The following is a 25,142-nucleotide window of genomic DNA, read 5'->3' on the forward strand; positions in this document are numbered from 1 at the left end:
GGTTATATCTATGGCAAAAATACGCATTCTTTTCTGAATACAAGTATTTTTCAGGGTTTATTTTCTTTCTTATTACTATACTTCTATGCGTACAAAGATAACATTCGTTAGCAGTTCTATACAACTTCTGCTACTATAAGCTGGGTATTTGAAATTAATTGCGTATTTTTGCTTGAAATAAACGATAATGATATGATAAAAGATAATTCTAAAATTATCATTCGTGTTGCTACAGAGACTGATATTGGTCATATAAAGACATTAATAGAAGAAGGTAAGCGTAAGATGATAGCTTCGGGCAATCTTCACCAATGGTCGGCTTCTCACCCTTCTATTGAGCAGCTACATCAAGATATTCTTAATGGCAATTCTTACCTAGTAATAGATGTAGCTAACCCGAGTTCGCCTCTTGCAACCTTTGCAGCTATCGCTAGTCCAGAACCAACTTACACTGTTATTGAAGAAGGACAATGGCTAAATGATGCTTCCTATTATGTTATCCATCGTGTAGCATCTGCTCCTAATACGCATGGTATAATGCGTGCTATTATCAACTTTGTTTTCACGCTTACGAACAACATCCGTATAGATACTCACGCTGATAACATTCTTATGCGTAGTGCTTTAGAGCGACTTGGTTTTACTTATTGTGGAATTATTTATTTAGAAAATGGCGACACCCGTGTGGCTTATCAAAAAATAAAGGAATAAAAAAAACATCTTTAGTTTGTTATGAAAACTAATATTATTGATAAATATAACATTTCAGTACCTCGTTATACTAGCTATCCACCAGCTAATTATTTTGCACCTTTTACAGAAGCTAACTATATTGAGGCGCTTCATGAAAGCAATTTTTCATATACAAGTAATCTTTCTTTCTATTTTCATATACCTTTCTGTCGCCGACTTTGTCATTATTGTGGTTGCAACTCTTATCCTATGCAGAAAGAGGAGGGTGTTCAAACCTATGTCGATGCGCTACATAAGGAAATAGATCTCGTTGTGCAGCATTTGAATAAAAGTAGGCGTATTTCGCAAATTCATTATGGCGGAGGAAGTCCTACATCGTTGCCTGCCTCTGTACTTCAGGAGTTAAACGAGCATTTGCTCACATCTTTCCCAACGATAGAACAGCCAGAAATAGCCATTGAGTGTCATCCCGGTTATCTAGAGAAGAAAGATTGGGAAAACTTGCTTGCAGCTCATTTCAATCGTTTTAGTATAGGAGTACAAGATTTAGATACTGAGGTGCTAAAAATAGTAAACCGCACACCTTCTAAACTGCCATTGACCGTTATTATGCAAATTTTGCGTGAGGGTGGGGCAAGTATCAATATGGATTTTCTTTTCGGACTTCCTCATCAAACGCCAGAAAGTTTCCAGAATACTATCCATAAGGCTATAGAGCTTTATCCCGACCGTCTCACCACTTTTAGCTATGGACATTGCCCATGGATATTCAAACGCCAAATGATTTTAGAGCGTGCAGGATTGCCTACAAGCGAAAGTAAGTCTTTGATGTTTAAGAAGGCAGAAGAAGTTTTATTAGAAGCAGGTTATAAAGAAATAGGACTCGACCACTTTGTTTTGCCTACCGACGAACTTGCAATGGCACTTAATACCCATCAGCTACATCGCAATTTCCAAGGTTATTGCACTCGCCGTACCACAGGGCAAGTATATGCTTTTGGGGTAACAGGTATTAGTCAGCTAGAGACTGCTTATGCACAAGGAACAAAATCTATTGATGAATATATATCAACATTAGCTAATAATCATCTTCCTATAAGTAAGGGTTATTTGCTTTCTCCGCAACAAAAGATTGTTAGAGCGGTGATAGAGCAGCTTATGTGTAATTACCATATAGAATGGGATATTATAGCTCGTGAACTTAATATCTCAAAGGAGGCTTTGATGCGTTCAATAAACTTCCAAAAGGATATTTTAGATGAAATGCAAAACGATGGACTTATTACGCTTTCTGATGCATCCTTAACAGTGCTCACATCTGCTCGCCCCTTTGTTCGCAATGTGGCAGCCACGCTCGACCCAATGATGCTGAACACCGATAAGCAGTTTTCGAAGCCACTATAAGGCGGTGTATAATACAGATCGATAAACTTTTAAAAACCCAAATAGGTCATTAGAAAATAAGAAAGTCGTGGTTATCATTATGGGCAAATTTATGCCTATTATGGTACATTTGAAGAGCGCATAAAGATTGGTAAAACCTGATAAGAAAAAAATAAAAGCTTACCCTTTAAACAATAAAAGGTAAGCTTTTTTTGTATAAAACGTAAAGTTTGGAGTTGAAAAATAATTTATTTTTGATTCGTTTTTAATTTATTTTAAAACTAAAAATAAATTAAAAATAAACGCTAAAGATAACCTTTTACATAATAATAGGTAAGGTTTTAGGATAAAGATGATAATCTATTGCTATAAAAAAGCTCATCCATCCTTATATGTGAGGTAGCTTTATACAGCGAATAAGAGTACCATACTTTATAGTAAAGGCTCTTATTCACTATGCCTACTTTTCATTGTGAAAGGCGACAATTTAGCTTATCAATTCAGACAACTCCAGCCAGCGCATTTCTAGTTCATCGAGTTCTGCGCTGATAAGGGGAAGGCGTTTGCTCTTCTCGGTCAACGCTTCTGTGGAAAGCGTACCCGAACAGAGTGCTTCTTCTATAGCTTGTTTTTCTTCCTCTAGCGTTTCTATTTTCTTCGTTATCTGTTCGTATTCGTATTTCTCCTTAAAGGACATCTTGCGAACACCTAAACTGTTGTTGCTTTTCTTAGGCGTTGGAGTAGCGGTATATGTTTGTTTAGCAGGCTTTACGGCGTCTTGTTCTTTCGACTTCAAACGGCTATAGTCGCGATATTGAGTATAGTTACCGGGGAAGTCTTGCACTTCGCCCTCGCCTTTGAACACCAACAAATGGTCTACCACCTTATCCATAAAATAGCGATCGTGCGAAACTACAATGACACATCCGGGAAAGTCCTGTAAATATTCTTCCAATATTTGTAGTGTCTGAATATCTAGGTCGTTGGTAGGTTCGTCAAGTACTAAGAAGTTAGGGTTCTTTATGAGTACAGTGCATAGATATAGCTTGCGTTTCTCTCCTCCAGAAAGTTTATACACATAGTTGTGTTGTTGCTCTGGCTCAAAAAGGAAATGTTGTAGAAATTGCGATGCTGTCATGTGGCGCCCGCCGCCTAAGTCAATATAGTCGGCTATGTCCGTGATGATGTCAATAACTTTCTGATCATCACGAAATTGTAATCCATCTTGCGAAAAATAACCGAAGCGCACGGTTTCTCCAATGTCAAACTTACCGCTATCGGGAGCAACTGTTCCAAGTAGCATCTTAACAAACGTAGATTTTCCTGTACCATTGTTACCCACAATACCCATCTTTTCGAAGCGTGCAAAGTTATAATAGAAGTCTTTAAGGATAATTTTATCATCAAACTTCTTCGACACATATTGACACTCAAAGATCTTGCTACCTATATATACGTTAGACGATTTCAAGCGAATTTGTCTGTCCTCAATTCTTTGTTTAGCCTTTGCTTCTAGTTCATAAAAAGCTTCTTCTCGATAGCGTGCTTTGTGTCCACGTGCTTGTGGCATACGGCGCATCCATTCTAACTCTGTACGGTATAGATTATTGGCACGAGCAATCTCTGCTCTTGTGTTATCAATACGCTCTTGACGTTTCTCAAGGTAATAGGCATAATTGCCCTTATAAGTATATATCGTGTTGTTGTCTAGTTCAATGATCGTATTACATACATTATCTAGGAAATAACGATCGTGGGTAACCATAAGGATGGTTTTGTTGCCACGTTGAAGATAATTCTCCAGCCATTCTATCATTTCTAGGTCGAGATGATTGGTAGGTTCGTCGAGGATCAGAAAGTCGGGCTCTAAAATCAAAGTGTTAGCCAGTGCCACGCGCTTCTGTTGTCCCCCGCTGAGTTCGCCCATTGGTTGCTCAAGATTATAGATCTTCAGCATAGTGAGGATTTGTTTAGCTTTTAAAATTTTCTCCTCACTGCCTTGATGATTGAAGCAAGCATCAAGCACAGTTTCTGTAGGGTCAAACTGTGTTGTTTGTTCGAGTAGTCCTACCTTGATATCATTGCGATAAACAATATTTCCTGCGTCGTAGCTCTCTTTACCGTTTAGAATTGAAAGTAGGGTAGACTTTCCTGTACCATTCTGAGCTACTAGTCCCACATGTTGTCCTTCTGCAATGGAGAAAGACATATCAGTAAACAGAACTTGTGCGCCAAAACTCTTTGATAAGTTTTGGACATCTAAATAAGGTTTCTGTGCCATTTGTCTTACCCCTGGAAAAGCCACACTAATTTGACCCACGCTGGCAAAGTATTTTAGACCCAGTAAAACGATTTATTATTGACCCACTAAATGCCCTGGTCGGGTGGGTCATTTTATTTCGCTATTACCTACCAATATTCTTTGCTTTTATCTTTCTAAGACTCTCTCCAGTTAGTTCTATTTGATATGAGCTATGCACGATTCTATCTAGTACAGCATCTGCCACGGTAGGGTCGCCTATTGCATCGTACCAGTTGTCCACAGGAAGTTGAGAAGATATGATAATCGACTTCCTTTCATGCCTATCTTCTATAATATCAAGTAATATAGGACGCTCTTTTGCATCTACAGGTACAAGGAAGGCATCGTCGAGGATTAACAAGCGACATCGCTCTATCTTCTTTAGCTCTGTTTCTAACGTTCCTTTATTCTTGGCGACTTTAAGTATCCCTAGTAATTTTGACATATTAGCATACATCGTTCTAATACCATTTTTACAAGCATGATAGCCTATAGCTGTAGCGATAAAACTTTTACCAGTTCCTGATGAACCAGTAATAAATATATTGCGTCCTTGCTTGATAAAATCAAGTGAGAGTATTCTCTCCATTTTGTTTTGGCTAAGGTTGCGATTGATATTATAATCTATTTGCTCAGGATAGGCTTTATATCTAAACCCTGCTGATTTTATGAGTCTTTCAATAGCAGCTGCGGAACGATAGTCCCATTCTCGAGATAAGAGCCATGATAAAAAGGCATCTGGTGTCATCGTATCTGCAATTGTAGTTGTTAGACTTTCTTCAAAGGCAGTTGCCATACCCGTAAGCCTCATTCTATGCATTAAATCAAGAGATAACTGATTCTTATCCATTTCTTGCACAATAGGTGCTGTCTTATTATTATTTAGTTCCATAGTTGTTTACTTTAATTGTTTGCTATTATTGTTATTATTGGATAATTGCTTTGAGAAATAATCCTTGCCTCGTATGTTCTTATGCGTTTTTGATTTATATTCAGGAGATAGCTCCATATTATCTTCATCCATAGATATATAGGAAGCATCATCACCCTTCTGTAGTATATCCTTTATCTCATTATAGCCATAGCGTCGTCCTTCCGAAGCACAGTTACAAGCTGCTACTAGACGAGCCATGCCATACTTCTTCTCCAGCGACATGATACCACGGCAAGAGCGGAAGGCTTTTGGTGGATATTTCATCTGCGTAGCGACTTCCTTGAGATAAAGCAGAAGGATGTTGTCTATTTGCCCTGCCCGTTGATATATTTCCTCCAAATCCTTTTCAAAGCTACCATGATGACCAGGAAGATTATGTGCATCTTTCTGTGAGTAGGTATAGGGAGTATCATCTCGCTGATGGATGGTAACTAACTTTAACCCATAGTAGATTTGAACATTGTCATTATCGTAAATAAGCTCCATACGTTTGCCGATATACTCTGTTGGAACACTATAACTATGCTTTCTTAGCATAACGAAGCTATTAGCCATGACAGTAGCAGACTTTCTAGACTTCATCTGATAGCGAGCGGTAGGAAGAGGACGAAGAAAATCTTTTTCCATTTCCTCAAATAGTTCTTGGCGGGATTCCTTACGTCCACTCAATCTACGGCTATTAAATGCTTCTAAAGATGTGCGTATAGCAATATTAAGTGATTCTAGATTATGGAAAATTTGCCCTTCAATATCTACATATACCGACCGATACATTAGCTTTACAGCATTCTCAACCAGTGCCTTGTCCTTGGGACGGCGCACCCTAGCTGGATAAACAGCCATGTCATAAAATTCAGCCATAGCAGCGAAGTCGTCATTGATAACAGGCTCATTACGATCACTGCGGATAACGGCTGATTTTAAGTTGTCAGGCACAACAGCCTTGGGTACACCACCAAAGAAATGAAGAGCATTCTCGCAAGCAACGATAAGGTCTTCCTTCTTCTGCGACCACACTGCCTCGCAATAGGTGTAATGACTGCATGGAAGGGTAGCCACAAAAACCTCTACCTTCCGCACCTCACCCGTCTGTTCTTCGACTATCTCTAGTTTATCACCCGCATAATCAATATACATCTGATCGCCAGCAAGGTGCTCTACATGTCCTACGGCTCGTGTTTGACATCTGTAGGCATGGATTGCGTGTTTGAAAGTAGAATACTGGTAACCATTAGGATGAGTTTTGAGATACTCCGTGTGAAGAGATAAGATAGAAACACCCTTCTTGCTAAGCCGTTTCACATAATCAGGAACAAGTGCCTCTAACTCCAACTTACGAGCAGAAGGCGGACGGTTACGAGAATGCCCATCTGAAAACAAGTCCGCTAGCTTATCATCTGAAAGCGACAGAATTTGCTCCATAGACAAGCCACTTTCTTGGAATTTACGGACATACTTGCGGAGGGTGTTACGAGATATATGGAAAGTACTAGAAATACTTCTTATTCCCATACCAGATGCGTAACAGCGCAATAAATTCTTTAATTTTGTCATATAAATAATAGTTTTATGTTTTTAATGCCGACCAGGACAGTAACACAAAACTACAAAATGACCCTAAAAAACTAGCGTTTCAAAGGGTCATTCTTATTTTGGCAAGGTGGGGCTGGTTATTTTAACCTTACTGGGTCTAAAATACTTGCCAGCGTGGGTCAAATTAGTGTGGCTTTTCCAACCCCTGCTGAATATTAGCGTTTATACTTTCAATATAATCAAGCACCTCTTCTTTTCCTGTTTTTTTCTCGGCAGAGGTAATGAAATAAGGGGGTAACTCTTCCCAAGTATCTTCTAGCTTTTTCATCCAAAGGAGCGCATTCGACTTTGCTCTACCTGCCGTCAGCTTATCAGCCTTTGTAAATATAATAGAAAAAGGCACATTGCTCTTACCTAGCCAGTCGATAAACTCGCGGTCGATAGTTTGCTGTTCATGGCGAATATCTATCAAAACAAACACGTTCATGAGTTGTTTGCGTTGTAAGATATATTGTGCTATCATCTGTTCTAGTTTGGCGCGAACAGATTTAGAATTCTTTGCATAACCATAGCCAGGAAGATCGACAAGATACCATTCTTTGTTGATAATAAAATGATTGATAAGCAATGTTTTACCGGGCTTAGATGAAGTTTTTGCTAAACCTTTATGATTACAAAGCATATTGATGAGGCTTGATTTGCCCACATTTGACCTGCCTATAAAAGCATATTCGGGCTTGTTATCTTCTGGACATTTAGAAACTGTGGGAGCAGATATTGTAAACTCTGAATTTTTAATAATCATAATTGCTAAATATTTAGTTACAAAGATACTAAAAAGTAAACAGTAGTGGTTGTTAGGTTAAGAGAATTTTGTATTTTTGCAGAAAATACGCAATGATGAAACAAATAAATTGGGGGTTTATAGGCTGTGGCGAGGTTACCGAGCAGAAATCTGGTCCAGCGTTTAATCTAATTGCTGGTTCGCATGTTATGGCTGTGTTTAGCCGTAGCGAACAAAAAGCGCGCAAGTATGCAGAAAAACACAATATAAGAAAGTGGTATACCGATGCTCAAGCTTTAGTGGACGATCCCGATGTAAATGCCATTTATATAGCAACGCCACCTGCTGCCCATGCTACTTTTGCCATTATGGCAATGCAGGCAGGTAAGCCTTGTTATATCGAAAAGCCATTGGCAGCTTCGTATGATGACTGTGTGCGTATTAATCGTATTTCGGAGAAAACGGGAGTGCCATGTTATGTGGCTTATTATCGACGTTATCTGCCCTATTTTCAGAAAGTAAAGCAGATGATTACTGAAGGGGTTGTGGGCAAAGTACTTACTATTCAGGTGCGTTTTGCTGTTCCACCACGCGATCTTGACTATACTCAAGGCGAGGAACTTCCGTGGCGTTTGCAATCGAATATATCAGGAGGTGGTTATTTTTATGATCTCGCCCCACATCAGCTCGATTTGTTGCAAGACATATTTGGTGTTATCGTAAAGGCGCATGGCTATACGGCAAATAGGCGAGGATTATATAATGGAGTAGAAGATACTGTTAATGCTGTATTTCGCTTTGAGAGTGGGCTGACGGCTAGTGGTGCTTGGTGCTTTGCTGCCCACGAGAGCGCACGTGAAGATAGAATAGAAATATTTGGCGAAAAGGGTAGGCTAGCTTTCTCTGTATATACTTATGACCCTATTCGTTTACATACGAGTGAGGGGATTAAGAATATAGAAGTGGAAAATCCTGCCTATGTTCAGTTGCCTATTATCAAATCGGTTATTGAGGATATGCAGGGATTGGGAGTATGCCAATGTACAAGTATTAGTGCAACACCTACTAATTGGGTTATGGATAGAATATTGGGTAAGATCTAGGGAAAGTTGTGAGAAAAAACTCACTACGATTTTTTTTATGAAAACATTTGTTTTGCGCTTAGGATTATTATGCCTTCTTTTTCTTTACTTTACACAAGTTTCCTTTGCTAATGAGATAAAGGAGAAAGATATTGTGGAAAGTAATTTAGATACTGTGCGGTGGATGAGAAGAGATACTACTTCCCAATGGTATCAACGACAATTGCGCAAGGCTAGAAAAGTAGTGCATCGCTTTAACGAAATAGACACAACTTATATAGAGCCACAGCGATATAACTTTACTGTTATGTTGCAAAATACTAATACTTACGAACATTATCGACTTAGTAGCTCATCGCATCAGAGTATTTCACTTGCGCCTAGAGCTAGTATAAAGATAGGTCCTTATTTTGGCTGGAGGTGGATATTTTTAGGCTATACGCTTGATGTACGCCATTTCGATTTGTTTAGTGGTAGTAAAAGTACGAAGCAAGAATACGATTTGAGTTTGTATACTTCCATGATAGGGATTGATCTTTATTATCGCAAAACAGGTAGCGATTTTAAAATTCGCCAACTCTATTTGGGTAAAGATATTAATACAGAGACTTTACGTGGGGTGGATTTTGGAGGATTATCCTCAAGTATCCGTGGTTTCAATATTTACTATATTTTTAATCATAGGCATTTCTCTTATCCTGCAGCATTTAGTCAGAGTACCGTACAAAGAAAATCGGCAGGTAGCCCACTTATTGGTGTTGGTTATACAAGTCATAAGTTGTCTGTAAATTGGGATGAGCTAAATAGTCTTATCCATGATCGCTTGCAGGGTACAAATCCAGAAGCTCAACTTGATAGTACCATAATGTTTGAACAAGTGAAATATAAAGATATATCCATAAGTGGTGGTTATGCTTATAATTGGGTGTTCAAAAAGAATTGGCTTTTAGCAGCTTCATTATCTTTGGCACTGGCATACAAAACTAGTTCGGGTGATCTAAAGAGTAATAATAATATAGGTAACTTTGATTTTAAGAATATCAATATTGACGCTATTGGTCGGTTTGGATTAGTATATAATAATAGTAAGTGGTATGCAGGTATGAGTGCTATTCTACATGCTTACAATTATCGGAAAGAAAACTTTTCTACGAATAACTTTTTTGGTAGTGTGAACCTCTATGCTGGTTTAAACTTTGGTAGAAAAAAGGCATCCAAAAAGAAAAAGAAATTATGAATTTGATAATAACTATAATAACTGCTATCTTGCTAATATCATGTACTGCCAAGGCTAAACAGCGAGAAACTTTTCAACGGAATACTCCAGACCAATTAAAAACGCTTGCTTGTGATACAATGAATATTAAATACATTGTAAACATGGATATGGAGGAAGTTAAGCAGATAGAGCATTTTATGAAGTTGTTTGCTATTTATAACCAGAAGCATAGCAAAGAGACTACCTTAATTTATATAGCAAGACAGTTTGTTGGTATACCCTATGTAGCACATACGCTTGATAAAACAGATGATGAACGGTTAGTAATCACTTTAAAAGGAATGGACTGCACCACTTATGTTGAAAACGTGGTAGCCTTTGCTCAATGTGCATTTAATAATAAAACAAAATGGTCTGACTTTCTTAATGCGATAAAGCAAGTGCGTTATCGTGGAGGTAAGCTTAGTTATGAAAACCGTTTACATTACTTTGATTGGTGGTTAGAAGATAATGAGAAGAAGGGATTTGTAAAAGAGATGAATACCCTAGAATTTCCTTTTACGGCTACACAAACACTCAAGATAAATTATATGAGTGAAAACTATCTGTCGTATAATATGCTGCGAAATCACCCTGAACGAGTAAAAGCATTAAAGCTTTTAGAGGATAAAACAAATGGTAAGGTGGTACGTTATATTCCTACTTCTGCACTCAATGATAATACTACCCTACGTAAGGCAATTCATAATGGGGATATTCTAGGGTTAGTAACTAATAAGAAGAACCTAGATACTACTCATCTCGGAATAGCCATTTGGCATAAAGACGGACTTTATTTACTGAATGCTTCTAGCTTAAAGAAGAATGGAAGTAAGGTTGTGGAGCCTACTGAAACGCTCTATCAGTATCTTAAAGCTCGTCCTTTTAATCTTGGGGTGAGAGTGGGTAGGATAGAGCAATCAACGCTCTACTAACATTATCATATCTCCTTCTATTATAACCTTTTCCTCTGCTAACATCTCTTCAAGGATGTTTAAGGTTATTACCTCGTCTACGTATATGACTTTTATCTCTGTTATATGATGGTGTTTACCATCACTTAGCAGTATCATTATTCGCTCTTCTATATTCGCTGCTTGTGCTTTTTCTTTTTTGTGATAATCGGAAAGGCAAACATCACACTGCTCACAATCTTCTGTTTTTGTTTCACCAAAATAGCTCAACAATTGACGACTGCGACATACTCTTTTATTTTCAGCATAGGCTATCACTGCATTTATACGCGTTGTAAACTCTGCTTTTCTATTTTCATATATATGCTCTGATAGAATAAGGTTCTCACCATCTTCACGATCACGTAAATAGGTGATAAGAGGCACCTTACGGCGAGGAATAAAACTAATGATACGTTTCTTATTAAGTTCTATCAATGCCATATAAGTTTGGTTCGTATCTATGCCTGCTTGCTGTGCTACCCAGCTCTCATCAATAAAGCAGTAATCAGAAAATAATCCACCATAACAACGTAACAACGCTGTAACGACATCGTTCTCATTTTTTGATAGAGCGTTGAGACGGTAAAGATCATCACGATTTAATAAGAAGTGTACACGCGCACTATTATCAGGATTAGGCTCATAGTTAAGATACCCAGCACGATGAATGATTTGTAAAGCCGAATTAACACGAGTAGGAAAGTGTTTGAAATTAACACTAAACTTGTCGATAGGAAATTCAAAGGTATGCCCTGCACCACTTCCTACACCTAGTTGATAGAAATAAGCTAGGTGATCATATACCTGTCTTATATATTCTTTTGGTGGAAAAGTTTCCTCTATACGGTTGGTAAGTTTTGCTTTGTCATGTCCATTGTAGAGCATTACGGCATAAGCCTTTTCTCCATCTCTTCCAGCTCTTCCTGCTTCTTGGAAGTAAGCTTCAAGCGAACTAGGACAATCAATATGAATAACCAACCTAACATCAGGTTTATCTATACCCATACCAAAGGCATTTGTTGCCACCATTACACGCACTTTATCAGCTTGCCATTCGGTCTGTCTTTGATCTTTCACAGTATGCTCTAACCCTGCATGATACCAAGTGGCTGAAATTCCCTTTTTAAGTAGTAGTTCAGCAGTTTCCTTTGTTCGTTTTCTACTTCTACAATATACAATAGCAGTCTTAGGAATGGCAGTGAGGATATGGATCATCTCTGCATTCTTATCCTCTGTTTCACGTACAATATAAGCAAGGTTCTTACGTTCAAAACTCATACGAAAGACATTCTTATGAGCAAAACAGAGTTGTTCTTGAATATCATCAATGACTGCTGGAGTTGCAGTTGCTGTAAGAGCTAGGATTGGTATGTTGGGAATAAGTTTTCGGATATTTGCAATGGCTAGATAGGATGGTCGAAAATCATAGCCCCATTGGCTAATACAATGGGCTTCATCTACTGTGATGAAGCTCACTTTTATGCGCTTTAGTTTTGTCTGAAAAATGTCGGAAGCTATACGTTCTGGCGATATATAAAGTAATTTTACACCTCCAAAAATACAATTTTCAAGCGTAGCTACAATTTCGTTACGGTTCATACCAGAATAAATTGCAGCCGCTTGGATACCTTTTCGCTTTAAATGATCCACTTGATCTTTCATCAAAGCAATAAGGGGTGTGATTACAATACATACTCCTTCCTTAGCTAAAGCAGGTACTTGGAAAGTAATTGACTTACCACCACCAGTAGGCATCAAGCCAAGAGTATCTTTCCCCTCACCTATACTTTCTATGATGTTTTGTTGTATGCCCCGGAAGTTCTCATACCCCCAATACTGTTGTAGAATATCTTTATAGGTCATGGGTACTAATCTGTAAAAAGCGGAAAAGAAAAAAACTATTCACTCTCGGTACGTCGAATATCTTCTATTTGTAATTGCACTAGATTGCGTTTGAACACATTCTCCTCAATAGTAAACGCGATGTCAAACGATCGCTTCGATTTAATATATCTTGCAGAGGCACTTTGTCCGAAGGCAATACCATTCATTACGTTGTTTGATTTCGAGTCAACAAGCTCTAATTTAATATGTTCTTGCTCTCTACCCACCACTTTGCTAGTACCAAAATCGTATACACCTTCTGTCGAGAATATTGGTTTAGGATTGCTAGGACCAAAGGGAGCAAAGCGCTTTAAATCGTTATGCAATTTCTTAGTAATGTCCTTAAAATCAATATTGGCATCAATATTAAGAATTGGTTCTTGCTGATGTGGCTGAATATGGTTGTCAATAAAGGCTTGTAATCGTTCACGGAAAGTTTTTACATCAGCCCATTTAAGGGTTAAGCCTGCAGCATAAGTATGACCTCCAAAATTGATTAATAGGTCTCGACAGCTTTTTATAGCCTCGTAGATATCAAAGCCTGCCACACTACGAGCTGATCCTGTAGCATACTCTCCATCTTTAGTAAGGACAATAGTTGGGCGAAAATAGATTTCAGTTAATCGTGAAGCTACAATACCTACCACACCTTTTTTCCAATGCTCATCATACAGTACAATACTCGATTGATGTTTCTGGTTTTCCAAGCGCTCTACAATATTGTTTGCTTCTTCTGTCATCTGACGATCCACGCCCTTACGCTGTTCGTTATATTCGTCAATGTGTTTAGCTGCTTTTACAGCTTCAGCAAAGTCGCGTTCTACAAGAAGATCTACACTCTCTTTGCCTGTTTCCATACGTCCACTAGCATTGATACGAGGTCCTATCTTAAAAATAATGTCGCTCATCTCTAGTTCACGTTCTGATAGCCCACAAATATCAATAATAGCTTTCAAGCCGAGACTAGGGTTTTGATTCAATTGTTTTAACCCATGATAGGCTAAAATTCGGTTTTCATCTACAACAGGAACTAAGTCGGCTGCTATGCTTACAGCACAAAAGTCGAGTAGGGGAACAAGCCTAGAAAAAGGAATATTATTATTCTTTGCAAAAGCTTGCATAAACTTGAAGCCCACACCACAACCACAAAGATGCTTAAAAGGATAACTATCATCTTTGCGTTTAGGGTTAAGAATAGCTACAGCTGGAGGCATTATTTCGTCAGGTACGTGGTGATCGCAGATAATAAAGTCGATGCCTTGCTCCTTTGCATAAGTAATCTCTTCTATAGCTTTGATGCCACAGTCGAGAATAATGATTAGCTTTACACTTGTTTCTTTAGCAAAATCAATACCTTTTTTGCTTACTCCATAGCCTTCTTCATAGCGATCTGGAATATAATAATCAATATTTGAATAATATTGACGCAAGAATTTATAAACCAATGCTACCGATGTACATCCATCTACATCATAATCGCCATAAACAAGAATACGTTCTTTACGCCCCATAGCATCATTCAAACGATCGACGGCAGCATCCATATCCTTCATTAGAAACGGATTAATTAAGTCGGCTAACTGCGGACGAAAGAAGCGTTTAGCTGCACTTTCAGTAGTGATGCCACGCCTTATTAGAATAAGGGCGAGTATAGGGCTAATGCTCAACTTCTCTCCTAATTCCTTAGCAGCACTCTCTTCTTGCTGAGTTGGTGATATATGTTTCCACGTAAAGTGCATTTTGTTTAAATTTGTTTCAGCTGTAAAGTTACAAAAAAAAGCGTAAATCGGTTAAGATTTACGCTTTTAATATTTTCTTTTGATCTAACAATATTATATGCCTAGCTTCTTACGAATATCCTTTGGCACTGCATTCTTGTTAACCATGAAGTCCATTGTGTTTGCTGCAATGAAGGTCTTTGTGATATACCAAATACCTTTATAAGCACCTGTTTCACCCCAAGAATTCTTTACCATATAGTATTCCTTGCCATTCTGATCTTTAGCAATACCAAAGATTACCATACCGTGATCATCAGTAAGTTCCCAATTATCAAAACGTTCCTGACGTAGCTCTTGTGAAGCCTTTACTTCTGGCACGTTAACGCCAAGTTCGGCAATGATATCTTTTTTCTTAGCAGCAGAAAGACCCAACCAACGAGCCATATCGCTACCTTTAGTGCTTTGAATCTTCTTGCCATCAACCATGTATGCAAGACCATCGCGAGTGAACCCTGGTTCACTAACATCACCACCCCATGCAATAGTGTAACCATTCATAACAGCGTTATCAATGATCTTCATCATTTCTTCCATAGGTAAGTTCCATGAAGCAGGCTGACGCCAGTTGTCTTGTACCTCTACAGGGAATGCTGTATAGAAAGGATGGTGGGTATAAGAGGTAAATGTTTCATAATCGTTCCAATTTAGTCCAAGACTAGCAGCAAAAGACTTTGGAGTGTAGGTCTTGCCTTTGTAAGTGAAACTTTCTGGACACTTACCAAGATAAGCATCTAAAATAGACTGTAATCCTTGTTTCCATTGGTTAGAAATCTTAGGAGCCTTATTAGTAGCAACAGCTTTTACATAAGGTTCCATAACAGAGAAGAACTCATTGAAGTTATAAAGAGAGTCGCCTGTCAAAGAACCAGGGAAAGGCATAGCGTCTTGTGGGCAAATACCATAATTTTTTAAAACATAGAGTACATCATATGCCGAGCCACCTTGAGAGAACTGAGCATCACCGTGCATACGAACAACGGTTTTAGCACGATCCATATAGTTTTTGTTAGCAACAAAGCTCTCGCATAGATCATAAGTTTTGCCTGTCTTTTTTAAGATCTCTGCTTCAAAGAAACTTAAAGTAGAGTAGTCCCAACAAGTACCTGAACGATTTTGATCCTTAATACTTGTAATAGGGTTCTCCTTTACAATAGTAAATACAGGCTTGTTAGCCTTTGCAGCTTCCTTTTGATCGGCTGCACTTACAGATGTCGCAAAAAGAACGGCAGCTGTCAATGTTAGAATTTTATTCATACTTCTTTTTTTAGCCCCTTTCAAACTCTGTCTTTTTATAATCTTTGAGTCTTATTAGAGGTTTTAAATTTTATAGTTAATAAATAGTTAGTTATTAATTCGAAGCCATATAATCCTCAATATCCTTTGGATGATAAGGAATTCTGTCTTTACCAATGAAGCGACAACCGTCTTTTGTAATTAAGATGTCGTCCTCTATACGAATACCTCCAAAGTCCTTATACTTGTCAAGATCATCGAAGTTTAAGAAGTCTGCACAATATCCACTTGCTCTCCAATCGTCAATAAGATCAGGAATAAAGTAGATACCAGGCTCATCAGTAACCACAAAGCCTTCTTCCAAACGTCTTCCCATACGTAAAGCGTTAGTACCAAACTGTTCTAGGTTAGGGCGTGTTTCTTCGTCAAAGCCAACATTAATTTGGTCAAGTGCCTCCATATCGTGTACATCCATTCCCATCATGTGTCCTAAGCCGTGTGGTAAAAATATAGCATGTGCGCCTGCTGCAAGCGCATCATCGGTGTTGCCCTTTGCTAGACCTAGTTCCTTCATACGATCGAAGATAATGCGACAAACTGCAAAATGTACGTCTTTATATTTCATACCTGGCTTAGAAATAGCCAATGCGGCATCGTGTGCTTCCTCTACAGCAGAATAAATATCCAACTGACGTTGAGTAAACTTGCCATTTACAGGAAATGTTCTAGTATTGTCAGAGCAGTAATGCTCCATCGTTTCACCGCCACAATCGCATAATACCAAACGTCCATCTTTCAAAATGTTCATAGATGGATTTCCGTGCATAATCTCACCATGTTGTGAGAAGATAATAGGGAACGAAACCATTGACCCTAACGAGTTAGCAATGCCTTCTATCTGACCAGCGACAAACTTCTCTGTTAGTCCAGGCTTGGTGATACGCATTGCCGTTGTGTGCATGTTATAGCCAATAATAGCAGCACGTTCTAGCTCTTCAATCTCTGCTACACTCTTTACCGATCGCATCTTGACAACGGCTTTAATCAACTCTAAGCTAGCTGCTTCTTTCTGCCTGCTAGGGTGAATGCCTAACAAATCGAAGATTTGAATTTTAATGTCTGCACGATAAGGTGGCAAGAAATGAATTTTACGCTTTAAGCGTATAGCCTCTTGGCATACCTCATCTAAATGCTTCATTGGAGCAGTAGCAGCTACGCCTACAGCTTCAGCCATATCCTTTACAGAGTCAACACTACCAAACCAAACAATATCTTCTATATCAATATCATTACCGATTAATAACTCCTTGTCGTTATCAACGTCAATAACACCAACCAAACCCTCTCTTTGTTGTCCAAAGTAGTAGAGAAAAGAAGAATCTTGTCGAAATGGAGAATATCCATTTGCAGGGCAGTTTGCAGGCGAGTCATTATTTCCAAATAAAACAATGATACCACTTTTAACAAGCTTTTTTAGCTCATTACGCCTTTCTATGTATGTATCTTTGCTAAACATGTTGTAAGTTTTATAGTATATTGATTATGCTGCAAAGATAAGTAATTTCATTTTAATTATGTAACTTTGTCATGTAAAAATTCGAAACTTTATGCAAATAAATAAGAATACAGGGCTTGTTTTAGAAGGTGGTGGGATGCGTGGCGTTTTTACATCGGGCGTTTTAGATGCTTTTATGATGTATGGACAATGGTTTCAGTATATTGTAGCAGTGTCGGCAGGGGCATGTAATGGCTTATCGTATATGAGTCGCCAACCTTGCCGTGCACGTATATCAAATATAGAAATGCTCAACAAATATAACTATATTGGTTTGCGCCATTTGATTACTCAAGGCTGTATTTTTGATCCAAAGCTATTGTATGAGAAGTTTCCTTTGGAGCTTATTCCTTTCGATTATACCGAGTATTTTAATAATATCAGTCGAGGATGTTCCTTCGAATTTGTTACGACGAATTGTTTAACGGGAAAAGCTGAGTATTTGGAAGAAACTGAAGGTAATATACAGAGGGTAAATAAATTAGCCAGAGCTTCTTCAAGTTTGCCTTTTGTTAGTAAGATTGTTAATATTGATGGTGTTCCAATGCTTGATGGAGGTATTGTCGATTCAATTCCTATAGAACGTGCTATTGATAAAGGACACGAAACAAATGTTGTGGTATGCACACGAAACAAAGGGTGGCGCAACAGTGGTCGTGATATAAAAATCCCACCTTTCCTTTATCGCAATTATCCTAATTTACGTAAAGTATTAAGTCGGCGAATAGCTGTTTATAATGCTCAACTTAAACTAGTGGATCAGCTTGAAGCAGCAGGCAAAATTATAGTCATTCGCCCTGAGCATCCTGTAGAAGTGAGTAGAATGGAAAAAGATACTGCAAAATTGGAAGCTTTGTATAATGAAGGATTTCAACTAGGTGAATTTTTTGTTAAGCAAAACAGAATAGGATAATTAGGTTGGATATAGGTGTAATTGTCTTTTTATTTTGCTATGTTCTCGAAAAGAAATAGCTCTTACTATGGCAAAGGATTACCTTTTACATTGCAAAGGGATTTTATGCTTTTATGGGTGAAGGATAAATTATAGTACTAGTTGATAGTGTAATAAAGTTACTATAAACCTATGCTATAAGGAAAGCTGTTTATTTATAAACTTTTTGAATAGTCTAAATAAAGCATAATTTCTTTTGTGATTCCCTGATTTTAAAGTAACTTTGTGGAAATTTTGGTGTATTATACCCTTTGATGAATATGGTAAAAAAGCGAAATAAAGCCCGCAAACAGCATAGTTTACAAATAGTAACTCTTTGTATTAGCACTGCTATGGTGTTAATATTAATAGGAATGGTGGTTCTTACAGTGTTTACTAGTAGGAACTTGAGTTCTTTTGTGAAAGAAAATCTAAGTATTACGATGATCTTACAGCCTGATATGGACGAGCAAGAAGCTGCTACTTTATATCAGCAAGTAAAATCAGAATGTTTTGTGAATGTTGCTAATTATACAAGCAAAGAACAAGCATTAGCAGATGGAACAAAAGAGCTTGGTGCTAACCCTGCTGAATTTGCTGGTCAGAACCCTTTTACGGGAGAGATAGAGGTAAACTTGAAAGCTGATTATGCTAATAACGATTCTATTGCTTGGATTGCAAAAGATTTAAAATCGCATCGTGGTGTGAGCGATGTTACTTATCGCCAAGATCTCGTAAAGAGTGTAAATGATATGCTAAGCAAGATAGGAATTGTACTAGTAGTGATCGCTATTTTGCTTACTATCGTTTCATTTTCGTTGATCAATAACACTATCCGCTTGAGCGTTTATGCACGCCGTTTCTCCATTCATACGATGAAACTCGTTGGTGCATCATGGAATTATATTCGTGCACCTTTCTTGAAACGTGCCGTATTGCAAGGCTTTGTTTCTGGGTTGATAGCGATTTTGGTTTTGGGTGGTTGTGTATTCTCTTTGTACACATACGAGCCAGAGATCACCACTGTGCTTTCATGGGGAATATTGTTGATAACAGCAGTAATTATGCTAGGTTTTGGTATCTTTATTGCAACCTTGTGTTCATGGTTATCAGTCAATCGCTTCTTGCGTATGAAAGCTGGAGATTTGTATAAGATTTAAGAAAACATATTCAGATATTTTTTAATATGGATAAGCAGAACTTGGCTTTTAGTAAAGCTAATTTTATCTTGATGGCAATAGGAATAGCTATTGTCATCCTAGGGTTTATATTAATGAGTGGAAGCAGCTCTAATGAGCATTTCTTTAATACTGACATATTTAGCTTCCGTCGCATTACATTAGCTCCTATTGTAACCTTTATAGGTTTTGTGTCTATTATTGGAGCTATTATTTATAAACCTAAAGGCAACACAGAGGAATAATGACTTTAATTCAAACGATTATCATTGCCATTGTCGAGGGGTTGACGGAGTTCTTGCCAGTATCATCGACAGGACATATGATTATTACTCAAAATCTTTTAGGTGTAAAGCAAGGCGATCCGTTTGTGCATGCTTTTACCTTCATTATCCAGTTTGGGGCTATCCTTTCTGTGGTATGTTTGTATTGGAAGAAGTTCTTTAGTTTTAAGCATGTACCATCTTATGAGGAGGATGATGGTAAAACCCCTTTTATGCGTTTTATCAACTTTTATTGGTTGCTTTTTATAGGCTGTTTACCAGCAGGTATTGTTGGCTTAGTTGCTAAGAAAAGCGGCTTACTCGATTGGTTGCTCGACTCGGTGTCTGTAGTTGCTATAACCTTGGTATTAGGTGGTTTCTTTATGCTTTTCTGCGATAAAATTTTCAATAAAGGACGAGAAGAAAATAAAGTTACTGTAAGGCGAGCTTTGCGTATTGGCTTGTTTCAGTGTCTTTCGGTTATTCCTGGTATGAGTCGATCTATGTCTACGATTGTAGGTGGTATGGCAAATGGTTTGACGCGTAAGCGTGCTGCTGAGTTTTCATTCTTTGTAGCAGTGCCTTTAATGGCTGCAGCTACTGTACTCGACTTATTCGATTTAATGAAAGAGGGTACAGGTTGGGTTACTACTCACAACCTTACAGTTTTAGGACTTGGCTGTGTTGTTGCCTTTGTCGTGGCATTATTGGCAATGAAATGGTTTGTTAGTTTCCTTACAAAATATGGTTTCCGTATGTTCGGTTGGTATCGTATTATTGTTGGTGGCATCATTTTAGCATTATTGGCAATGGGTGTTGATTTGAATATGGTCGGTTAAACGATTTTTTGCTCTACCTTAATTATATATATGAATTTTAGAGAAGGAGTAATTATTCCGATAGATAAGCCTTATGGCATTACCAGCTTTAAGGCATTGGCTCATGTGCGTTATCTTTGCACACAAGCTAATGGCGGTAAGGTGAAGATAGGTCATGCAGGCACACTCGATCCGCTAGCAACAGGTGTATTAATCCTTGCTACGGGTAAGAAAACAAAGCTCATTGAAACGCTTCAGGCGCATACAAAGGAATATGTAGCAACCTTGCAGTTAGGAGCTACTACCCCTAGCTATGATATGGAACATGAGGAGAACGAAACTTTTCCAATTGAGCATATTACAGGGGACTTGATAAAAAATACGTTACAAACCTTTGTGGGAGAAATACAGCAAGTGCCACCTACTTATAGTGCAGTGAAAGTGGACGGTCAGCGAGCTTATTCTTTGCGGCGTGATGGTCAAGATGTGCAGTTGAAGCCAAAAACAGTTCAAATAGATGAGATAGAACTCATTACCTTTGATCAAGATAAAATGCAGATTACCATTCGTGTGGTCTGTGGAAAAGGAACCTATATTCGTGCATTGGCAAGAGACTTTGGAAGAGCTATTAATAGCGGGGCTTATCTTACTGCTTTGCGACGAACACGAGTAGGCGAAATAAAAGTAGACGATTGTGTTAACTATGATAAATTTGAAGCATGGTTGAACACTCAAACAATAGAAAACGAAGAAAAATAAAATATCGATATGAAGCTTTCACAATTTAAATTCAACTTACCCGAAGAGCAAGTAGCTCTCTATCCACATTCTTCTGAACGTGTGCTAAAGCGCGCAGATGGAAGTGAGCAGAAGTTTACTGTTGTTCGTCGTGATGAAGGTCGTTTAATGGTAGTTCACCGCAAATCTGGTAAAATAGATATGTTTAAAGGTGATATTACTGACAAACCTAAGGAGGAAGATTACATACGCTTTCGCGATGTGCTAGATTATTTCGGTGAGGGCGATACCTTTATCTTTAATGACACAAAGGTTTTCCCAGCACGATTGTATGGCACAAAGGAGAAGACTGATGCTAAGATAGAAGTTTTCCTTTTGCGCGAATTGAATGCTGAAATGCGTTTATGGGATGTTCTTGTAGAGCCTGCTCGTAAAATCCGTATTGGTAATAAACTGTTCTTTGACGAGTCGGGAACTATGGTGGCAGAGGTGATTGATAATACTACTTCACGTGGTCGTACACTTCGCTTCCTTTACGATTGTGATCATGAAGAATTTAAGCGTGAACTCTTTGCATTGGGTGAAGCTCCATTGCCACGCTACATAATTGATAATCGTCCTAAGGAAGAAGGAGAAGAATTTGCGCATGCTACAGCGGATGATTTAGAGAATTTCCAATCGGTATTTGCAAAGAATGAAGGTGCAGTATCAGCTCCTGGTACGAATATCCACTTCTCAGAACACATGATGAAGATGATGGAAATAAAAGGCTTGAAAAGTGCTTTTGTTACCTTGCATTGCGGTTTGGGCAGTTTTCACGATATTGAAGTGGAAGACTTGACCAAGCATAAGATGGATTCAGAGGAGATGCACATCAATGCAGAGGCTTGTGAAATAGTAAATAAGACAAAGCTAGGAGGTCATAAATTATGTGCTGTTGGGGCTAGTGTCGTTAAAGCTTGTGAGTCATCTGTAGGCACAGATGGATTGCTAAAAGAGTATGATGGGTGGACTAATAAGTTTATTTTCCCTCCATACAACTTTGGCTTGGCTGATTCTATGCTTGTAAACTTTTATCATCCATATTCTGTTCTTTTGATGGAAACAGCGGCTTTCGGTGGTTATGATCTTATCATGGAGGCATACGATTTAGCTGTTAAGAATGGCTATATGTTCGGAAGTTTTGGCGATTCTATGTTAATACTGAACGATTAGAGGACGATGCACACTATTTACCTTGCCCTTGGCACTAATCTTGGCGATAAGCACGCATTAATGCTTGAGGCAATAGATCAGATAAATAAGAAGATTGGCACAATTTTGTGCCAATCTTCTTTCTATGAAACAGAGCCTTGGGGGTTTGTAAGCAATAATACTTTCCTTAATGCTTGTGTAAAGGTTGAAACTGAACTTTCTGTATGGAAAGTTTTAAATACCACACAAGCAATTGAAAAGGAAATGGGGAGAACAAAGAAGTCGGTAGATGGGCATTATTCCGATCGACCAATGGATATTGATATTCTTTTTTATGATGATCTGCATATTAATACTCCACAACTTATTATTCCTCATCCCAAGATGCTTGAACGTGAGTTTGTTATGAAGCCACTAAGCGAGATTAGAATAGAATAAAAGGAGTGTTAATACTAAAGTTAAAGCAACACTATTTGCTTAAATAAATTTAAATATATCAGATTTTATGTATAGTAAACTTGACTTTATGGAAAGTTTACTGTATTTTTGTGTTGTGTACTAAATAATTAAGCTTATGAAATCTGAATTTCTTTTTCCACATGCGTACAAAAAGTTTGCTTACTGTATGCTTGTTCCTTGTTTTATTCTATTGGTATTAATGATGCTTGGTATTGATAGCTTAAATTGGTTAGATGATTCTACTATTAACTTTACTACATTAGCAGTAGGAGTAGGTCCTTTTGGTAATAGCCCTATTATAAGGCTTAATAATGAAGGCATGTTATTTGAGTTATTGTATATCCTTACGTTAGGTTCACTCTCTATTATTTGTTTTTCAAAAGAGGCAGAAGAAGATGAGTTTATGTATAGCTTACGTTTACGTGCCTTGGTTTGGTCTTTTAAAGTATTTACTCTCTTTTTAATTCTAGCTACATGGTTTTGTTTTGGCTTTGTTTATCTCTATGTAGTTCTCTTTGCTTTCATATTGTTCCATGTGCTTTTCATTATACGTTTTCAACTATATTTGTATCAAATGAGGAGGAATAGCAATGAAGAATAATATTCGTGTGCAACGGGCTATTAGGAGAATGACACAAGCACAACTTGCCGAGCTCATAGGTGTGTCTCGACAAACGATAGTAGCAATAGAGAGTGAGAAATATGTTCCTTCTACACTACTTAGCCTCAAGATAGCACGTGTGTTTGAGAAGCGTGTAGATGATATTTTCGAACTTGAAGAGGGTGAGTAAGGTTTTATTTTCTTCTTTCAAGATTTACAAATCTAAACGCTGGGTGATCGTCTGTAGCTTCGTGTTCTTCGCAGAAAGTTTCTGTATATAGAGTGCGATCGAAGAGCGGAAAGAAAGTGTCAGCATTCTTTGGAGTAGCTTCAATCTCTGTAAGGCACAACTCATTTGCAATGGTTAATGCCTCTTTATAGACAGAAACACCACCTATTATATATACGTGTTCATCATTATGGCACGATGCAAGAGCTTCCTGAAGTGATGGATAAACATCGCATCCTAGGAAGCTTTTTTCGCTTCTGCTTAGTACGATATTACGGCGATTAGGCAAAGCTCCTTTTGGTAATGACTCAAATGTGCGCCGTCCCATAATAATGGTATGCCCAGTTGTTAGCTGTTTGAAGCGTTTTAGATCTTCTTTGATGAAGTAAATAAGTTTGTTTTGGTAACCAATAGCATTGTTTTGTGCAATGGCTACGATAATAGAAAGGTGCATAAATAAGAGTTGAGAGTTGAGAATTGAGAGTTGAGAATTGAGCCTCTTTATATTAGCTTTTAAACTTAAATAGGCTCAATTCTCAACTTTGAATTATACAGCAACAATACCTGAAATATGTGGATAAGGGGCGTAATCCTCTAGTTGGAAATCTTCATAGTTGAAGCTAAAGAGATCTTTAACATCAGGATTAATGTTCATTTTTGGTAGAGGACGAGGAGTGCGTGTAAGTTGAAGCTCTACTTGTTCAAGGTGATTTAGATATAAGTGGGTATCCCCCGTTGTATGGATAAATTCACCAGCCTCTAGTCCTGTTACCTGTGCCATCATCTGAAGAAGGAGGGCATAAGATGCAATGTTGAAAGGAACTCCTAAGAACGTATCGGCAGAACGTTGATAGAGTTGTAGAGATAGTTTACCACTTGCTACATAAAACTGGAAAAGGCAGTGGCAAGGTGGGAGAGCCATATTTTCTACTTCAGCAGGGTTCCATGCAGAGACAAGCATACGGCGTGAGTCTGGTGTATTTTTGATTTGCTCTAAAACATTCTTTATTTGATCGATAGCCCCACCTTTATAATCTGGCCACGAACGCCATTGATGACCATAAATAGGACCTAAATCGCCATTTTCATCTGCCCATTCATTCCATATTCGTACACCATGCTCTTGAAGATACTTTACATTGGTATCACCATTAAGAAACCACAATAATTCGTAAATGATACTCTTTAAATGGAGTTTCTTTGTAGTGAGCAAAGGAAACCCATCAGCCATATTAAAGCGCATTTGATGCCCAAACACAGAAAGCGTTCCTGTACCTGTTCTATCTTCTTTTTTCACACCTTCTGTAGTGATGCGGCGTAGCAAGTCTAAGTATTGTTTCATTATTTTATTTT

Annotated in this window: 24 protein-coding genes; 14 read left to right on the forward strand and 10 right to left on the reverse strand. The window is 38.0% G+C overall.

What is annotated here, in order from left to right; genetic code table 11:
• Nucleotides 1-192 precede the first annotated feature (192 nt).
• Both PREBIDRAFT_RS02605 and hemN read left to right on the forward strand, forming a co-directional pair.
• Complete coding sequence (locus PREBIDRAFT_RS02605; protein ID WP_004338784.1) at nucleotides 193-711, forward strand: GNAT family N-acetyltransferase; 519 nt, start codon at nucleotides 193-195, stop codon at nucleotides 709-711.
• A 21-nt stretch (nucleotides 712-732) separates the two neighbouring features.
• Nucleotides 733-2,097: an oxygen-independent coproporphyrinogen III oxidase gene (gene hemN, locus PREBIDRAFT_RS02610; protein ID WP_004338785.1), complete on the forward strand. Its 1,365-nt coding sequence runs from the start codon at nucleotides 733-735 to the stop codon at nucleotides 2,095-2,097.
• 466 nt (nucleotides 2,098-2,563) lie between these two features.
• On the opposite strand, the gene PREBIDRAFT_RS02615 is transcribed toward hemN, so the two are convergent.
• The 4 genes from PREBIDRAFT_RS02615 to yihA all read right to left on the reverse strand — a co-directional run bounded on the left by PREBIDRAFT_RS02615 (nucleotide 2,564) and on the right by yihA (nucleotide 7,650).
• Nucleotides 2,564-4,357, reverse strand: a complete 1,794-nt coding sequence (locus tag PREBIDRAFT_RS02615) for an ABC-F family ATP-binding cassette domain-containing protein (RefSeq protein WP_004338786.1) — start codon at nucleotides 4,355-4,357, stop codon at nucleotides 2,564-2,566.
• Between the two features lie 124 nt (nucleotides 4,358-4,481).
• Nucleotides 4,482-5,270: an IS21-like element helper ATPase IstB gene (gene istB / locus PREBIDRAFT_RS02620; RefSeq protein WP_004337048.1), complete on the reverse strand. Its 789-nt coding sequence runs from the start codon at nucleotides 5,268-5,270 to the stop codon at nucleotides 4,482-4,484.
• Between the two features lie 6 nt (nucleotides 5,271-5,276).
• Entirely contained in the window at nucleotides 5,277-6,866 is a 1,590-nt protein-coding gene (gene istA, locus PREBIDRAFT_RS02625) for an IS21 family transposase (RefSeq protein WP_004337046.1), read from the reverse strand.
• Between the two features lie 163 nt (nucleotides 6,867-7,029).
• Nucleotides 7,030-7,650 (reverse strand): ribosome biogenesis GTP-binding protein YihA/YsxC, encoded by a 621-nt coding sequence (yihA, locus tag PREBIDRAFT_RS02630; RefSeq protein ID WP_004339101.1) that lies wholly within the window; start codon nucleotides 7,648-7,650, stop codon nucleotides 7,030-7,032.
• A 95-nt stretch (nucleotides 7,651-7,745) separates the two neighbouring features.
• Here yihA and PREBIDRAFT_RS02635 point away from each other — a divergent pair, with 95 nt between their 5' ends.
• Genes PREBIDRAFT_RS02635 through PREBIDRAFT_RS02645 form a run of 3 tightly spaced genes read left to right on the forward strand, consistent with a single transcriptional unit; the run spans nucleotide 7,746 to nucleotide 10,904 of the window.
• The gene (locus PREBIDRAFT_RS02635; protein ID WP_004336157.1) at nucleotides 7,746-8,732 is read left to right on the forward strand and encodes a Gfo/Idh/MocA family protein; all 987 of its coding nucleotides are present in this window, start codon (nucleotides 7,746-7,748) and stop codon (nucleotides 8,730-8,732) included.
• Nucleotides 8,733-8,769: 37 nt separating this feature from the next.
• Entirely contained in the window at nucleotides 8,770-9,948 is a 1,179-nt protein-coding gene (locus PREBIDRAFT_RS02640; RefSeq protein ID WP_004339105.1) for a DUF4421 domain-containing protein, read from the forward strand.
• Nucleotides 9,945-10,904, forward strand: a complete 960-nt coding sequence (locus PREBIDRAFT_RS02645) for an N-acetylmuramoyl-L-alanine amidase-like domain-containing protein (protein WP_004336155.1) — start codon at nucleotides 9,945-9,947, stop codon at nucleotides 10,902-10,904. Before PREBIDRAFT_RS02640 ends, PREBIDRAFT_RS02645 begins: the two co-directional genes overlap by 4 nt.
• Here PREBIDRAFT_RS02645 and PREBIDRAFT_RS02650 read toward each other — a convergent pair.
• The 4 genes from PREBIDRAFT_RS02650 to PREBIDRAFT_RS02665 all read right to left on the reverse strand — a co-directional run bounded on the left by PREBIDRAFT_RS02650 (nucleotide 10,890) and on the right by PREBIDRAFT_RS02665 (nucleotide 17,339).
• Nucleotides 10,890-12,788 carry a RecQ family ATP-dependent DNA helicase gene (locus PREBIDRAFT_RS02650; protein ID WP_004336154.1) on the reverse strand — a complete coding sequence of 633 codons (1,899 nt, stop codon included), beginning with the start codon at nucleotides 12,786-12,788 and terminating at the stop codon, nucleotides 10,890-10,892. The two genes, PREBIDRAFT_RS02645 and PREBIDRAFT_RS02650, sit on opposite strands and share 15 nt — an antisense overlap.
• A gap of 35 nt (nucleotides 12,789-12,823) precedes the next feature.
• On the reverse strand, nucleotides 12,824-14,548 hold the full coding sequence (gene recJ / locus PREBIDRAFT_RS02655; RefSeq protein WP_004336153.1) for a single-stranded-DNA-specific exonuclease RecJ: 1,725 nt from the start codon (nucleotides 14,546-14,548) through the stop codon (nucleotides 12,824-12,826).
• A gap of 93 nt (nucleotides 14,549-14,641) precedes the next feature.
• On the reverse strand, nucleotides 14,642-15,844 hold the full coding sequence (locus tag PREBIDRAFT_RS02660; RefSeq protein WP_004339108.1) for a C1 family peptidase: 1,203 nt from the start codon (nucleotides 15,842-15,844) through the stop codon (nucleotides 14,642-14,644).
• A gap of 94 nt (nucleotides 15,845-15,938) precedes the next feature.
• Nucleotides 15,939-17,339, reverse strand: a complete 1,401-nt coding sequence (locus tag PREBIDRAFT_RS02665) for an aminopeptidase P family protein (RefSeq protein ID WP_004336150.1) — start codon at nucleotides 17,337-17,339, stop codon at nucleotides 15,939-15,941.
• A 91-nt stretch (nucleotides 17,340-17,430) separates the two neighbouring features.
• Here PREBIDRAFT_RS02665 and PREBIDRAFT_RS02670 point away from each other — a divergent pair, with 91 nt between their 5' ends.
• The 9 genes from PREBIDRAFT_RS02670 (at nucleotide 17,431) to PREBIDRAFT_RS02710 (ending at nucleotide 23,750) form a co-directional block, all read left to right on the forward strand.
• Entirely contained in the window at nucleotides 17,431-18,291 is an 861-nt protein-coding gene (locus tag PREBIDRAFT_RS02670; protein WP_004336148.1) for a patatin-like phospholipase family protein, read from the forward strand.
• Between the two features lie 299 nt (nucleotides 18,292-18,590).
• Nucleotides 18,591-19,469, forward strand: coding sequence for a cell division protein FtsX (locus PREBIDRAFT_RS02675; protein ID WP_004339110.1), 879 nt, complete (start codon nucleotides 18,591-18,593; stop codon nucleotides 19,467-19,469).
• A gap of 26 nt (nucleotides 19,470-19,495) precedes the next feature.
• Nucleotides 19,496-19,732: a DUF3098 domain-containing protein gene (locus PREBIDRAFT_RS02680; RefSeq protein WP_004336142.1), complete on the forward strand. Its 237-nt coding sequence runs from the start codon at nucleotides 19,496-19,498 to the stop codon at nucleotides 19,730-19,732.
• Nucleotides 19,732-20,589 (forward strand): undecaprenyl-diphosphate phosphatase, encoded by an 858-nt coding sequence (locus PREBIDRAFT_RS02685; protein WP_004336138.1) that lies wholly within the window; start codon nucleotides 19,732-19,734, stop codon nucleotides 20,587-20,589. The genes PREBIDRAFT_RS02680 and PREBIDRAFT_RS02685 overlap by 1 nt, the downstream gene beginning before the upstream one ends.
• A gap of 30 nt (nucleotides 20,590-20,619) precedes the next feature.
• Nucleotides 20,620-21,327 carry a tRNA pseudouridine(55) synthase TruB gene (gene truB / locus PREBIDRAFT_RS02690; protein ID WP_004336136.1) on the forward strand — a complete coding sequence of 236 codons (708 nt, stop codon included), beginning with the start codon at nucleotides 20,620-20,622 and terminating at the stop codon, nucleotides 21,325-21,327.
• A gap of 9 nt (nucleotides 21,328-21,336) precedes the next feature.
• Nucleotides 21,337-22,521, forward strand: coding sequence for an S-adenosylmethionine:tRNA ribosyltransferase-isomerase (locus PREBIDRAFT_RS02695; RefSeq protein WP_004336133.1), 1,185 nt, complete (start codon nucleotides 21,337-21,339; stop codon nucleotides 22,519-22,521).
• 6 nt (nucleotides 22,522-22,527) lie between these two features.
• Entirely contained in the window at nucleotides 22,528-22,938 is a 411-nt protein-coding gene (folK, locus tag PREBIDRAFT_RS02700) for a 2-amino-4-hydroxy-6-hydroxymethyldihydropteridine diphosphokinase (protein ID WP_004336132.1), read from the forward strand.
• A gap of 136 nt (nucleotides 22,939-23,074) precedes the next feature.
• Nucleotides 23,075-23,560 (forward strand): hypothetical protein, encoded by a 486-nt coding sequence (locus tag PREBIDRAFT_RS02705; RefSeq protein ID WP_004339113.1) that lies wholly within the window; start codon nucleotides 23,075-23,077, stop codon nucleotides 23,558-23,560.
• Nucleotides 23,550-23,750 (forward strand): helix-turn-helix transcriptional regulator, encoded by a 201-nt coding sequence (locus PREBIDRAFT_RS02710; RefSeq protein WP_004336128.1) that lies wholly within the window; start codon nucleotides 23,550-23,552, stop codon nucleotides 23,748-23,750. The genes PREBIDRAFT_RS02705 and PREBIDRAFT_RS02710 overlap by 11 nt, the downstream gene beginning before the upstream one ends.
• 4 nt (nucleotides 23,751-23,754) lie before the next feature.
• Here PREBIDRAFT_RS02710 and PREBIDRAFT_RS02715 read toward each other — a convergent pair whose 3' ends face one another.
• Both PREBIDRAFT_RS02715 and PREBIDRAFT_RS02720 read right to left on the reverse strand, forming a co-directional pair.
• Entirely contained in the window at nucleotides 23,755-24,243 is a 489-nt protein-coding gene (locus PREBIDRAFT_RS02715) for a dihydrofolate reductase (protein ID WP_004336126.1), read from the reverse strand.
• 93 nt (nucleotides 24,244-24,336) lie between these two features.
• Nucleotides 24,337-25,131 carry a thymidylate synthase gene (locus tag PREBIDRAFT_RS02720; protein ID WP_004336124.1) on the reverse strand — a complete coding sequence of 265 codons (795 nt, stop codon included), beginning with the start codon at nucleotides 25,129-25,131 and terminating at the stop codon, nucleotides 24,337-24,339.
• Nucleotides 25,132-25,142: the final 11 nt, after the last annotated feature.

The sequence above is a fragment of the Prevotella bivia DSM 20514 genome (assembly GCF_000262545.1).
Classification (GTDB): Bacteria; Bacteroidota; Bacteroidia; order Bacteroidales; family Bacteroidaceae; genus Prevotella; species Prevotella bivia.